The sequence below is a fragment of the Paenibacillus sp. AK002 genome (assembly GCF_053903045.1).
In genome coordinates this window covers 780258-793718 of sequence record NZ_CP096377.1, presented here as the reverse complement: position 1 = coordinate 793718, position 13461 = coordinate 780258, and the positions used below count along the sequence as shown (strand labels likewise).

Genomic DNA, 13461 nt, shown 5'->3' with positions numbered 1-13461 from the left:
ATTTACGGAACATCATCTTTCGAAGATTTCATGATTACAGGAGAATAATGACGATATGAGCAAAAAAATAGTCGCCATCGATATGGATGATACGATCTGCCATCTGATTCCCAAAGCCATCCATTATCACAATTTGCAGTACAAGGATCCCCAGCTTACGCTCGATCAGATTACCGATTACAACCTGCACCAAATCTGGCATCCTGAATGCTCGGAAGAATTTTTCTTCGGAAAGCCCGGCTTGTATGAAGAGCTCGAGCTATTTGACGAATATACGATTGACGAGGTTCACAGAATGACACATGATTATGATGTCATTGTCGTTACCGCAGCCCGCCCATCCTCGGTGCCCGAGAAATGGAGATGGCTGCAGAGGCATATGCCTTTTATTCCGTTCGAGAATTTTTTCGTGGCCAAGCGCAAGGATTTGGTGGAGTTTGACCTTCTGATTGACGATGGTCCCCATAATGCGATTGCTGCGAGAAAAGCCGGAAAACAGACCATCCTGATTCCGCGCCCATGGAATGCGCATATTCAGCATGAATTTATTCTGAAGGACTCCTGGAAGGGAATGAACGAGTTAGTAGACCGCATTTTATCCGATTCTAATCATCAAGGGGAAATGAAATGAATATAGACCGCAATAGCCGGTACCTATCGCAAGACATCCATTTTTTCGCTGCCGCGCTGTCGGAAACGCTGGTTTCCGTGTGGGAGGAAGACCCCGCAAGCGTATACGTGGAGATCGAGCGAGGTTACATTGAATGCTACACGCCGGATGTCGTCCGCATCCGCAACGAAGAAACAGGTTATTTGACGCACTACAGCCGTGATACCGCGATGTTTCAGCGGATGTAAAATACGATAAGAGCCGCTTCCCTTGCCGGGAGGCGGCTCTTTTTATTGCCCGATTTACCTTTTTTGCCAAGTTCACCTTTTAGCTGACAAGACAAGAAACAAGGTTGCGAGCGGGCCTAACAACAGCGACAGCAGAAACCAGTTTAAGCCCGTTCTGTTCTTTCCTTGGGCCAGCCCGGCATTGATCAGTGCCAGCGTTCCCCATCCCACGTAAAATTCGTTATTCATCGTATCCCCTCCGAACGCATTCTATCTGGCTTAATACGTATGGCGGAATGAATCGTTGCAGGATATGCGCAAAAAGAGCAAGGAATGCTCCCTGCCCTGCGTGGTTATAAAAATTACGGCACATTCGCTTAAAATGCCGCGATGCGCGGCTCCGGGAAGAAGCCGAAGCTTCCCAGCGTCGGGACGATGCTCACGCTTGCTCCAATTCCCTTAACAGCTGAAATATCTGTCCCCTGTGATGGGACTCATGCTCAATCAGATGATAGATGACCCATTCGGGCGTCACATCGTACGGCTCCAGTTGTCTGGGCCTTCTCCAGTCCGAAAGGTCCATGCCTCGGAAATGGGCAACCAGTTCCTGACGAACCATGTCCATACGGTGGAGATGCTCAGCGAGCGGCTGATCCGGCACTTCGGAAAGACGGTTATCCTCCGTACGGTGATCCCAGGGGAAACATGCCTTTATTTTCGGGTCCCAATCGGATTCAAGCACCTCGGCGTACAGCCAGTCCGCTTCGATTAAGGCAATATGGTATAGCAGTGAACCGATGGATTGCCGGCCGGCCGCCTTATGATTCAAATGCTCATATCGGATCCCGGCCAGCCGTTTCAATATCGTCCGCCGCACCTCCTCGAGTCCCCATATCCAGCGGCCGATCTCCGGCTCAAACCCAGGCAGCGCCTCAACGGTCAACGTTTTCCTTTGCAAGTCTTTCACGCTCCCTCTCATGATCTCATGAACTTTAGGATAACAGGCGGGAGACGCAGGCTACAAGGTAACGTTCGGTTTAGACCAAAATGATCCTGGGGCCCATTGCAGCCGTTCTTACTTCTTTCTGGTCGCAATCGCCTCTGCCGTTTGTTTAACGGCCTGATGCCCGAATACGGCGAACGCCCCCGCAAGGATGCCTTGGATGATATTCTCCACGCTCCAGCCGATCAAGCCGGTTGTCAACAGGATGGATACGACCATAACCACATATACGATGCTCCAATTCGGAACCTTTGGCGTTTGCTTCAGCACGTATCCGATCACCCAACAAGCGGCAACGACCATGAACAGCCGCGGATCGATCAGTTGAAAAATGACGCTCCATTCCATGACAAACCCACCCTTTCCATTCATTTTCTACATCCTATTCCTAGAGCCTATGTATCGGCTTGTACTTATATCCTTATTCCCGCAGGCAAAATAATAGAATCTGCCGATGGAATTCGTGATAGGTTCATGGATGGGCAGACGAAGCGCCAATCGCGTATTCCCGGGTGGGGGGAATACGTAAAGATATTCTTTGAAGTGGCTTTGAAACTAAAGGTCATTGCCTGCCGCTTCAATGATCCCGCAGATCCAGTCGGTCAACCGCCGATCCTTCTCTTCCTGACTGCAGTCCGTTGGAAAGGCAAGGTAGTGCTGATGCTCGGGAATCCGGGGTATCCCCTTCTTCATGACGGCATCCGCCCTGGTATCGTTTTGGTATTCTATAAAACGAAGATCCCTTCCGTCCAATGTCTGATAGGCATAACAGCTGTACTCGATTTCGTCGATGACGGTCCAGTGATGTCCCTGCTTCCTGGGATTGCACAACACATGCGTGCCCTTCAGCTTGTTCAGTGAGTATAGAAAGCCTTGCAGCTGGGCCTCTGTTAAGTGGTAGTCATCCAAGTAATACCGCTGCGAGACTCTGTCCGCATTCGTGTCGATGATCTGATAGTTTAGAATAAACGCAGCCCCTTTGCGCAGCACCGGATCGAAGTAATCCTTCTGAATCCGGCCCTTATGACGGGAAAGACGATCAGACACCAGATCATCCATGTTGCTATGGTCCAGGTTATGACCGAAAGTGATCAAGAACTTGCGATTCTTCATGCAGAACTCTCCCTTATATGACCGATAAAGTGCCAGTATATTCCACCCATTATTATACAAAACAAGGCAGCCTCCTCACCAACGGAAGCTGCCTTGCTCTTAAACCTGTTCAAATATCCCCAATTCCAAACCACATTAAATGTTATACCTTGCTAACCTCGGCTTCATCCGCTACCGCGGCCTCGGTCTCGGTCGTGGACTGACCCTGCCATAACAGCTGCATCTCTTCGCTCGTGGCGAGCAGCTCGGCCAAGCTCCCCTCCGCTTCGATCCGTCCATCCTTCATGACGATGATATGATCGGCCTTGGACAGAGCCGCCCTGCGGTGCGATACCGCAATGCAGGTGACGTCACGCTCCTTGAACATTCCCTCCCATACCAGCTGCTCCGTCTCCACGTCCAGCGCGCTGGACAGATCGTCGAAGATGTACAGATCCGCGCCGGTCATCAGCATGCGCGCCGTGGCCGCGCGCTGGATCTGTCCCCCCGACAGCATGACGCCTCTCGGGCCGACAAACGTCTCCAGCCCTTGATCCAGATTCTCGATGTCCTTCTCCATGACGGCCAGCCGAACGGCCCGTTCCAGCGCTTCCTCGGCCCGCTCTTTCTTCCCTTGCACGATGTTCTCTCTCAAAGGATCGCTGAACAGCCTTGGAACCTGCGGGGTATAAGCCGCCCGAGGGGGCATCAGGAAGGTAGCCGGATCGACTTCTTCCCCGTTCCAGCGAATCGTGCCCGCCTGCTTGGGCAGCAGCCCCAGCAGGGTCCGGACAAGCGTCGATTTCCCGGCCCCGATTCGGCCGGTCACCACCAGAAACTTGCCGCGCTCCAGGCGGAGTTTGATATTCGATATCCCATTCTCCGAATTCGGATAATGATAGGATAAATTCTTTACCTCCAGCTCCTTGAGCTTCTCCCCCGGCTCCCTTCGAATGAGAGGCAGTTCCGGAGGATCTTCGTTCAGATACGTTTCCCTCGCTTCAATAATCCGGTCCTCCTCGCCGGGGCGGAACAGCGAGCGCATACGGTCAAAGGAAACCTTCAGCCGTTTGTGCTGGAACACCATATATCCGAACAAGGAAATGCTGAACCCGATATTGGCCAGGTACGTCGTAAACAACGCAAAATCCCCGACGGTGAAATGCCCGGCTTGCATCTCGGTTGCGCACATCAACAGGATCAGCCCCGTACAAATGCTCAGCACATGCTGGTTCAGGGACCGCATCCATTGTTTGAACAGATTATCCTTCAGCGCCGCCTGCCGGCGGTCCTCATTCAGCTTCGTGAAGCGTTCATGGACATGATCCTCGGCCTGCCCGAGCTTCAAGGCTTGGACCGCGCCGAAGGTTTCGGCAATGAAGCTGGTGATTCGCCCCGTAGCTTCCCGGTTCTTCAGGCCGTAACGCCGCGCGCGGTTGCCGGATAAATTGTTCAGCAGCGTGACCACTACGAGCGGCAGCACGGCCACCAGCATGATTTTCCAGTTAATGCTTGCCATGATGACAACGGATACGAGCGCAAAAACAAGGCGTCCCCAAAAATCCACCCAGGACTCCACGTATTCCACAACTTCATCCACGTCATCGCGGAAGCGGCTCATCGCCTCCCCTGGAGAAGCCGGCAAATTCCGTCCCGGCCAGCGCATGATCCCCGCCAGCATGTTGGTGCGCAAGATAGCCTGGATATGATAAATATACGTTACCCATTGATAGAAAGCCGCAAAGAACGTCCCCACCCGCGTAACCCTTACAACGGCAATAAAAATCAAAGGAACGGCCAGCCATACATAATCCGTGGAATTCGATGTGGCCCGGTCGAAAAACCACTGCATTCCGAGCCCGATCAATAACGGCAGCGAATGAAAGATGCACCACAACAAACCATTGATTAAAAATAATGAGGGCTTGAATCGAAACAGCCGCCCTATAAAACCCGTGATGGTCACGCCAGCTCCTCCTCTCTGCCTGTACTCAGCAGTCTCGCATAATGCGATGCCGGATCTAACGCAAGTGCTTCCCGTGCGCCGAATTCCAGAATTCGCCCGTCACCCAGCACCATGATTTTATCCACCTGCTCCAGGGTAGCCAGCCGATGCGCGATGACGATGCCCGTACTGCTGCTCATCAGCTGATCGACGGCTGCCTGCAGCATGGTCTCCGTTGCGGCGTCCAAGCGTGAAGAGGGTTCATCCAGAATCACGAGGCTCGGCTGCGTCAAAAATACCCGGGTTAACGCAAACAGCTGTGCTTCCCCGGCGGACAACGAGGCCCCGCCTGTGGTCAGATGCGTATCCAGACCTTCCGGCTGCGCATCGATCCACTGCCGAAGCCCGAGACGCTCCGTCGTTTCCAGGATGAATTCGTCCGACACGCCGTAATCGAACAGCGTCAGGTTGTCGCGCAGCGAGCCGTCGAACAGCTGCACATCCTGCGTAACCATCCCCACCCGGCGGTAAAGCGCGGGCAGCTTCAGCTTCGTGATATCCGTGCCTCCGACGCGGATGACCCCGCTGTCGATGTTATACAGCCGAAGCAGAATGCGGCTGAGACTCGACTTCCCGCTGCCGGTACGTCCGATGATCCCCAGGCGTTCACCCGGCTTTACTTCAAAGTTAATGTCCTTTAATACCGGTTTATCCGCGTTGTAACTGAAGTTGACGCCCTCAAACTCCAAACCGAGCGCGCCTTCGGGCAGCTCTTCCTGCTCCCCGTCCACGATCTCGCTCTTGTGGGACAGCAGCTCTCTGGAGCGCAGCATGCCGGATTTCGCTTTCTGAAACTCCTGCACTTGGTCGCCCAGCATCTCGATCGGATCGTTTAACATCTGCGTATATTGATAGATCAGGAACAGGGTTCCCAGCGTAATTTCATCGATCAAATAATAGCGTACCCCCAGTAACAGGACTGCGGTAACCGCCAGGGCAAACAGGATCACCGTGGTGTTCCAGGGTACGACGCGGAGCATCCAGGCTTTTCTCCCCTTCAGGAACACGCTGCGCATCAAGCGGTGAAACCGGTTCATGACGTACGGCACGTTGCCGTTCGCCTGAACATCCTCGATGCCGGCGATGCGTTCCTCAATCAATCCGAACAGCGAAGCGCTGGCTTCCCGTTCGTTCTTGGAGGAATTGACGCCCATATTCCGGATGAACACCATGAACAGAATGGACAGCAGCGTGAACACCGTCATAACGATCGCGATGGGCAAATTGACCGTAAACATGAATCCCAATATGCCGGCAAGCAGTACGAAGCTGCCGATCACCTGCACGATGAACATCGCAAAGAAATTCGAGATATTCGTCACGTCTCCGTCAATCCGCTCAATCATCTCGCCGGGCGTTTTCACATTATGAAACCGCATATCCAGCCGCAAGCAATGCTTCAGAAGATCACCGCGGAGACGGTTCGTCGCGCGCCATGAAATATCGTTCCCCAGATAACTGACAGCTACGGTAATCAGCTGGTTAAACACAGCCACTACCAGGAATAATCCCGCAAGCTGGATCAGCGTGGCTATCACGCCTCCGCCGGCTGCCGTGTCGATAAAGCGTTTGACAATCTGCGGATTCAGCAGCTGCAAGCCGGTCGACGTCAGCAGCATGGCGAGCAGCAGGATCAGCCGTCCTTTTACCGGCTTCAAATACCGAAGCAGCCATGACATGGATACCTTTTCTTTTTTGGGCACAGTGCCCACCCCCATATGCAAGCAAGTATATACGGACCGTCATTCCCCAAACACAGGCATGCCCGGCAGTAAATCATTACCAGTCTACATGAAAACCCCGATCATTCCTAGGTAAAGAATAATTATAATGTGATGATCGTTTATTCTTAATTGCATAAGGAATAAACCGTACAACTGCACGGCCTCTCCGCAAATATATACAATTGAAGGAGGCCGCTTCCGTCTTTTCTTCCTATATAAATCTAGCGAGTCAATACCCGCTTCAAAAAAAAGCGAATCCGATAATTCAGCATACTCGTATATGTATAATAGAGTGACGTGCAACTTTTTGGAGGTGGGCATAATGAATACTGGGATCAGTGGATTAGACGGACTGGATGAAGAGAAGCTATCAGAAATTCGCGAAAATGCCGCAAGGCTCTCGGACATGAAACAAGAGGTGCCCGTGGAAGAACTGTTCTCGGAATCATTTATTCAAAGACATACGAAGTTTTCTTCCATCGATCACTTGCTGAAGGCCGCTGGATACGAGGGAAGCACCGATGAAGATTTTGACGAATTCATACAAGGTCGCACGATTAACCCGTTTATCGTTGAGCATACCCCATTTCGCAGCTGGCAGGATTTTCAGGAATTAGCCGTATCCGCTTATATTACGAAATGGCTGGGATTGTAAATATTCCATCAGTACCGTACCCTAGGTCTTTCCTCTCATAAGGGAAGACAACCAAAGAAGCCCCTCTAACCGATGTTAGAGGGGCTTCTGATATATTATTTAAAAGGGGTGCTTCTATCATATGCCCGAAATATTAAGGGGAGCTTAAATTACGATTAAAGAGACATAAATTGTTCATCATGAACGCATCCTTGTGCATCTGCATCAAGGGTGCGGCTCCATTCGCTTGTGGGAGACACGTCATTCTAAAAATCCCCGGGCCATGGCCTATTCGGTCGTCACCGTAGCCGTTTTGGTCTTGTTATCCCATCCCACCTTGGCGCCTAATGCCTCACCGATGGCCCGGAGCGGTACATAGGTCACGCCATTCTCCAGCCTGCCATCTTCGATCTGCTTACCGTTTACAATGACATTGACCTTATCGCTCACCTCAGTACCCCCCTCTTTCTTCTGAAGTCCCAGGTATTTGGCAATGCCGTTTACATGGCCTCTCGCCAGAGCGTCCATCACGTCCTGCCGTTTCAGCTTGGCTGCATCCGCTGCCACATCGATAAACAGGTTCTCGGTCAACACCGCAGGCATTTTAGATTCACGGACCATATGCAGGTTAGCCGCCTTCTGTCCTCGATCGCTTGCCCCGTAGGATGTAATCGCGCTCATGACCTCCGAATGAATAACATTCTGGAGTTTTACCGAACCAGGGCTTGCGGAGGTATATCGATATGACTCGAAGCCCCCTGCACCGCCGCCTGCGTTACAGTGGATGCTTACCAGGATATCGGTACCGGCGGCGTTTGCCTTATGGGTCCGTTCCGCCAATTCCAGAAACACGTCGGAAGATCGGGAGAGGTATACCTGAACGCCGTCGTAATCGGCTTCCAATCGTTTCTTCACGGCCAGGGACAGCGCTAATACGATATCCTTTTCCTGCAGCCCGTTTCCGGTGGCTCCGGCATCCTTTCCGCCATGTCCTGCGTCAATCCAAACCTTTTTCACGATCATTCACCGCCTTTGTAGGTTGTTGAATAGCCTGGTGGCTAAATACAGCGAAGTAGGCCGCGTCCCTTTCTTCCGCTCATGCTTTCACGTTTACGAGGCAAGCAACTATAGATCCTACTGCAAGGACGAGTATAATATATAAGATACTCCAATGAGGTACGGTCGGTGTTTGCTGGAGCCTATATCGAATGGCCCGGTTACGGTTTTGAGCTGACCTCTTGTGCCCAGCCCCAAGCTTCATTTCATCCGGAATCCCTGATATTATGCATACAATGGAACTTTCCCGGAGATTGCCGTCATGTTTGGCAAGGCGGTGATTTCATCTGTGTTACTTCTATTCTAACCGATCGGAGACGGGTTATATGTCTGGATTCGTACTTATCGTGTTCGCTGCAGCTCTTATCATTCGTGGTGTCATGAGGATACGCAAACCCACATGGGGGTCCTTATATAAAATGTGGAACATAAAGTATGGGTCGGAGCCTGATTCCGACTACATTCACTATATAAAATCCAGCGGAACTCTTCTGGTGGTTCTGGGATCGATCGTACTCGTATCCGGGGTTCTGATGGTTATATTTTGAGCTCCATAACCGATACTTTCATCCCTTTAGGATTTAAAAAGCCCTGCCGACATGAGTCGGCAGGGCTTTTTGTTACGCGAAAGAAACGAAATTATACCCAGAAAGAAGCAGTAATGATGACCAACAAGATGAAGAGAACAAGAATCGCTCCGACAGAGTTATAGCCGCCGTATCCAACTTCGCCCATGAGATTCCCTCCTTTGCTTACGATACGATATAACGTATTCAAAATTTCATGAAGTGTCAGGGCGCATGTACTGCTCATAGACAAAAAATACCTCCGCCAGCCTCTGCCAGCGATCCAAGTGTCACTCGGCGACGAGATTTCCTGTTCAGTCAGGCGGTCATTTATTTTCAATCCCGGTAAATCAAATTTGGCACGATACGTATATAGACAAGCTCGGCAATTAGCTCTATCACGGTTTGCGTGACGATTACCGCAGCTGCAATCGTAGCCATTTCCTCGGGCAGAGTAAATGCTAAAGGAAGAACGACTAATGAATTCCGTGTCCCTGCACTAAATATAAGAGCTCTCCCATCCTTGGGTCCGATTCGAAAAAACGCCGAAGTCGCTCGTGAAATAAATGGCGTCATGATATGGAATAGAACATAAATGGGAATAACCGCTATGATAACGTTGAGATCTTCATACACCCTCCCGATTTGTGAAGCAATGACTACAAAAAGAACGAGTGCCATAAAGGGTACTGGGAGCCATGCGGTTAATTGCAACGATTCTGAACCCTTGGCACTTTTCTTAGCCCAGAACTGTGCAGCTACAGCAAGAAGCAACGGGACGATGATCAAGAAGATAAACGCCTCGACAAATGGGCCGACCTTGACCACTTCTGCTGCTTCCGAGCCAAGGAAAAGCCACAAGTAAAACGGAAGCATAATGATTTGTACTACAAAAAGGATCGGTGTGGATGCAAGAATCAATCGCTCATTCCCTTTCCCTAACTGTGTAAAAACAATAACATAATCAATGCATGGCGTCAGAAGCACAAGGCAAACACCAAGTAAAACGGGAGCCGGTTGAGGAAATACCAAGGTTAGAATATAGACGAGAACCGGTGTTAGAACAAAATTCACAAGCAATAGAGCTCCTATAAAACGCCCGTTGGATAAAGCCTCCCTCAGCTTAAGGAATGGAATTTGACAAAACATGCTGAAAAGAAGAATGGCAATCAGGAATGATATGGCAGGCTCAACAAACATGCCTATGGCGGGACTTAATAAGCCAATTACTGCACCTAATATCAAGGCTGCTGCATAAACGCCTATTTGATTCTTCTCTACACTCTCCAGTCTAAGCATTTGTCCACACTCCACTTTTTACCCGAATTATATCACGGGACCGGCATGGCACTGTAAAATACCGCTTTTGAGGCCGCGCTGCTCTCAACCATTGCTATACCCTATTTAGCACACCCATCTCTGAAAGGGATTAAAGGCGTCCTAACCATATATGGCTAACAGGAAGGTAACTCAAAATCTGAAAGCGCAGTCTAAGGTGTCCACGTCTTAGCTTACCGTTTGTCTTAAGTTATAGGCCCCAGCCCATTTCCGAATCGTTTAATTAGGCGGCAGCATAGGATAATCGGAAAATGATGAAACGATAAAAGGAGAATGAACATGTACCGCGATCCATGCTACCCTTATCAAGCGCTTGATCCAAGATATCAATACTGGAACGATTACAACCGGCTTCATAACTTGAATCCTTATTATTTCAGTTGGTATGATGCCAGTTGGAATCGTGATCATGAAGATATTCAAATAACGGATTATGGACGAGGACCACTTGTACTGAATATTGATCAAGCTGCGAAACAAAACAATACGTACCGAACCGCTTTATGGACAGGGAAGCACTTACAAGTGACCCTAATGAGCATTCATGTTGGAGATGACATTGGACTAGAGGTTCACCCCACAACCGACCAATTTATACGCATTGAACAAGGTCAAGGGCTTGTTCAAATGGGCGATAGCAAAAACAATTTAGATTTTCAACAAATGGCCTATGATGGCTATGCCATTATGATACCTGCTGGAAAATGGCACAATGTAACCAATATGGGCAGCGTACCGCTAAAAATATACGTGATATATGCCCCTCCTGAGCATCCATTTGGCACGGTCCATGAAACAAAAGCAGAGGCCATGTCTGCTGATTAGATCAAGATAAGGGGTAAATGAACGGATTACACAATAACGACTCGGCGATTTGTTAATCTTAGGGTTGTATAAATATATATAAGCCGTTAGAAAGATGAAGCCCGTCAGCTTAATGCTGGCGGGCTAAAGTGTAATACTAAAAATATATAAAGAGACTAAAAAACATAAACAACACGGAATGATGGATAAGAACAGTTTGCTATCTTCACTTTCCCCTCTTTTCACTCCTACAATGTGCATCAGGTATCCGGCACTTACAGACAGTGTTACAAACCCTAAATATAACGTTTTGTGAGAACTGAACCAAACGCATATAACAAAAATAAAGGCTATCCACGTGAATATATATCTCAAAGCTTTAAAAGGTTTATCCCCCAAAATATCACCTCAAGAAAATGTTGCATTCACCTTCTGTACCAACCATTCCATCCATTTCATATCATATCACGCTCCTTCGGAGAAATAAAAAGCCGCTCCAGGAAGGAACGACTTCAGATATTTTAACGAGGTTGGGCAGATTATGACATAAGGTGACGTATTTGAGGTCTATACTGGATGGTAGATTAACGTTACGAAAGGAGAAATAAATCATGACACGAAGAATAATTTTAGATTTAGCGGTTACTTTGGATGGTTTTATTGAAGGGAAACATGGTGAAGTTGATTGGTGCATTATGGACCCTGAGATGGGGTTTAATCATTTTTTAAATCAAATCGATACCATTCTATATGGAAGAAAAAGCTATGATTTATGGGGACATTTCACTCCGGAAATTGGACATACGGATTCTGAAAAAGAGTTTTGGGAATTGGTTCATAGTAAAGAAAAGTATGTGTTTTCCAGGACGCAAAAGGGGACTGATCATAAAGCAATATTCATAAATGATAGCATTCTTGAAGAAGTAAATAAATTAAAGAATAAGCCTGGTAAAGACATCTGGCTGTACGGCGGAGCAAGTCTTATTACGACTTTTATCAATTTGGGACTTGTTGATGAATATAGATTATCCGTTCACCCTGTTGTTTTGGGAGAAGGAAAACCGCTGTTTGTGGATTTAAAACAGAGGTTGAATTTAAAAATGGTGAATACAAGAACGTTCTCCTCAGGCGTTGTACAACTAATTTATCATTTTGATGGGAACGAATAATATTACACATTCGCCAACACGAACAAATAACGGCCCGGTTCCCGAATGATGGAAAGCCGCGCCGTTATTGACTTTATGAAGATGCTGGTGAAGGGAATTGAACCCCCGACCTACGCATTACGAGTGCGTTGCTCTACCCCTGAGCTACACCAGCACATGTGGTTCGATGATATTCCTCTCGAAACAACAAAAATTATTATAATACTTCGGCAGCAAAATGCAAGTCCTAATCTAACGGGAATATCCACCGAATTTGGCGGCATTACCCGCCTAACTTCTCCTGCACGGATTGGATCTTCTGTTTGCTCGAGGAGACCTGGTCCCTGCGGTCGTCAATTTTAACGGAAGTCGATACGCGCTTTGCCCCGGACAGAAAAGGCGCTTCATGCAAAGCCTCAATCGCCCGCCAGATCATGTTAAGCTCTCCCTCGATGATCGTGCTCATCGATGTCAGCTCATAGGAAATCCCGTCCTGCTGTTTCAATATTCGCTGCATCTCGGCGACATAAGCGCTTAAACTCGTGGTTGCGGTTCCGATCGGAATCACCGTTACCTCTGCTATTGCCATCTGAACAACCTCCCTCGTCATATCTCAATCATGTGATACTCTTCCATTTTCCAATTCCAATTCCGGATACGGATATCATACCAATTTCGGTCCGCCATATCAAAGCCCTTCAATTTTAGCTTCACACAAGATATAGTGTATCCTGACCGCCTCATCCATACGGCTATATCCTATTTTGTCAAAACGAGAATATACGCGGTATCTGCGCAGAAAAGGTCGCATTTGGTCACAATCCAGGAAATCTTATCGCCTTTTGACAGTTTCTTAACTGGCACAATGACCGCTCGTTTGCTATAATTCTTTTTGCGTTCAATTTTAAGAATATGGTTTACAAACACAATATATTGGGTTAAATTAGATTAACAACAACCAAATATAGTGTATATAGGTGCCGGATCAACCCATAAGGCAGTCCGGCTTAATAGGGAAGCATGGTGTAAATCCATCACGGTCCCGCCACTGTAAGGGCTCTTAGGCTGTTCATCATTTTTTCAGCCTTCCTCATACGGCATAGCCACCGAAGAATCGGATCAAGGTTTTCGGGAGGCACCGCCGGGAGGCAGAAGCCCGAGTCAGAGACCTGCCTATATACTGCAGACACCAACCTACGGGGCTTTAGGTAAGTGTTCGTTAAACTTGCGTCTGTACATAACATCATGCCCGTT

The 13461-nt window shown here is 48.7% G+C and carries 15 protein-coding genes, 1 tRNA gene and 1 riboswitch; of the genes, 5 read left to right on the top strand and 11 right to left on the bottom strand.

Annotated features, from left to right (window positions below):
• Window positions 1-55 precede the first annotated feature (55 nt).
• The gene (locus M1D70_RS03440) at window positions 56-631 is read left to right on the top strand and encodes a 5' nucleotidase, NT5C type (protein WP_009591823.1); all 576 of its coding nucleotides are present in this window, start codon (window positions 56-58) and stop codon (window positions 629-631) included.
• On the top strand, window positions 628-858 hold the full coding sequence (locus M1D70_RS03435) for a hypothetical protein (RefSeq protein ID WP_009591802.1): 231 nt from the start codon (window positions 628-630) through the stop codon (window positions 856-858). Before M1D70_RS03440 ends, M1D70_RS03435 begins: the two co-directional genes overlap by 4 nt.
• A gap of 72 nt (window positions 859-930) precedes the next feature.
• Here the strand turns inward: M1D70_RS03435 and M1D70_RS03430 are convergent, their stop codons facing one another.
• The 6 genes from M1D70_RS03430 to M1D70_RS03405 form a co-directional block, all read right to left on the bottom strand.
• Complete coding sequence (locus M1D70_RS03430) at window positions 931-1086, bottom strand: hypothetical protein (protein WP_006208027.1); 156 nt, start codon at window positions 1084-1086, stop codon at window positions 931-933.
• A 190-nt stretch (window positions 1087-1276) separates the two neighbouring features.
• A complete protein-coding gene (locus tag M1D70_RS03425; protein WP_254664037.1) occupies window positions 1277-1804 on the bottom strand; it encodes a DinB family protein in 528 nt (175 codons plus the stop codon).
• A 108-nt stretch (window positions 1805-1912) separates the two neighbouring features.
• A complete protein-coding gene (locus M1D70_RS03420; protein ID WP_009591821.1) occupies window positions 1913-2212 on the bottom strand; it encodes a phage holin family protein in 300 nt (99 codons plus the stop codon).
• A 183-nt stretch (window positions 2213-2395) separates the two neighbouring features.
• Window positions 2396-2953 carry a hypothetical protein gene (locus M1D70_RS03415; RefSeq protein ID WP_456289132.1) on the bottom strand — a complete coding sequence of 186 codons (558 nt, stop codon included), beginning with the start codon at window positions 2951-2953 and terminating at the stop codon, window positions 2396-2398.
• Window positions 2954-3095: 142 nt separating this feature from the next.
• Window positions 3096-4898, bottom strand: a complete 1803-nt coding sequence (locus tag M1D70_RS03410; protein ID WP_456289131.1) for an ABC transporter ATP-binding protein — start codon at window positions 4896-4898, stop codon at window positions 3096-3098.
• Window positions 4895-6640, bottom strand: coding sequence for an ABC transporter ATP-binding protein (locus M1D70_RS03405; protein ID WP_456289130.1), 1746 nt, complete (start codon window positions 6638-6640; stop codon window positions 4895-4897). The genes M1D70_RS03410 and M1D70_RS03405 overlap by 4 nt, the downstream gene beginning before the upstream one ends.
• A gap of 343 nt (window positions 6641-6983) precedes the next feature.
• On the opposite strand from M1D70_RS03405, the gene M1D70_RS03400 reads away from it, so the two are divergent.
• Window positions 6984-7316: a hypothetical protein gene (locus tag M1D70_RS03400; protein WP_009591801.1), complete on the top strand. Its 333-nt coding sequence runs from the start codon at window positions 6984-6986 to the stop codon at window positions 7314-7316.
• A gap of 267 nt (window positions 7317-7583) precedes the next feature.
• Here the strand turns inward: M1D70_RS03400 and M1D70_RS03395 are convergent, their stop codons facing one another.
• The 3 genes from M1D70_RS03395 to M1D70_RS03385 all read right to left on the bottom strand — a co-directional run bounded on the left by M1D70_RS03395 (window position 7584) and on the right by M1D70_RS03385 (window position 10216).
• Window positions 7584-8312 carry an N-acetylmuramoyl-L-alanine amidase gene (locus tag M1D70_RS03395; protein ID WP_050802815.1) on the bottom strand — a complete coding sequence of 243 codons (729 nt, stop codon included), beginning with the start codon at window positions 8310-8312 and terminating at the stop codon, window positions 7584-7586.
• Window positions 8313-8990: 678 nt separating this feature from the next.
• On the bottom strand, window positions 8991-9086 hold the full coding sequence (locus M1D70_RS03390) for a hypothetical protein (RefSeq protein ID WP_012818867.1): 96 nt from the start codon (window positions 9084-9086) through the stop codon (window positions 8991-8993).
• 167 nt (window positions 9087-9253) lie between these two features.
• Window positions 9254-10216, bottom strand: a complete 963-nt coding sequence (locus M1D70_RS03385; RefSeq protein ID WP_009591814.1) for an arsenic resistance protein — start codon at window positions 10214-10216, stop codon at window positions 9254-9256.
• 318 nt (window positions 10217-10534) lie between these two features.
• Between M1D70_RS03385 and M1D70_RS03380 the strand changes: the two genes are divergently transcribed.
• Entirely contained in the window at window positions 10535-11080 is a 546-nt protein-coding gene (locus tag M1D70_RS03380) for a cupin domain-containing protein (RefSeq protein WP_456289129.1), read from the top strand.
• A 590-nt stretch (window positions 11081-11670) separates the two neighbouring features.
• A complete protein-coding gene (locus tag M1D70_RS03375; protein ID WP_456289128.1) occupies window positions 11671-12228 on the top strand; it encodes a dihydrofolate reductase family protein in 558 nt (185 codons plus the stop codon).
• A gap of 82 nt (window positions 12229-12310) precedes the next feature.
• Here M1D70_RS03375 and M1D70_RS03370 read toward each other — a convergent pair.
• Together M1D70_RS03370 and M1D70_RS03365 are read right to left on the bottom strand one after the other, a co-directional pair.
• Window positions 12311-12382, bottom strand: a tRNA-Thr gene (locus M1D70_RS03370).
• 108 nt (window positions 12383-12490) lie between these two features.
• Window positions 12491-12796 (bottom strand): MTH1187 family thiamine-binding protein, encoded by a 306-nt coding sequence (locus M1D70_RS03365; RefSeq protein ID WP_036664605.1) that lies wholly within the window; start codon window positions 12794-12796, stop codon window positions 12491-12493.
• 369 nt (window positions 12797-13165) lie between these two features.
• A riboswitch (cobalamin riboswitch) is annotated at window positions 13166-13398 on the top strand.
• Window positions 13399-13461: the final 63 nt, after the last annotated feature.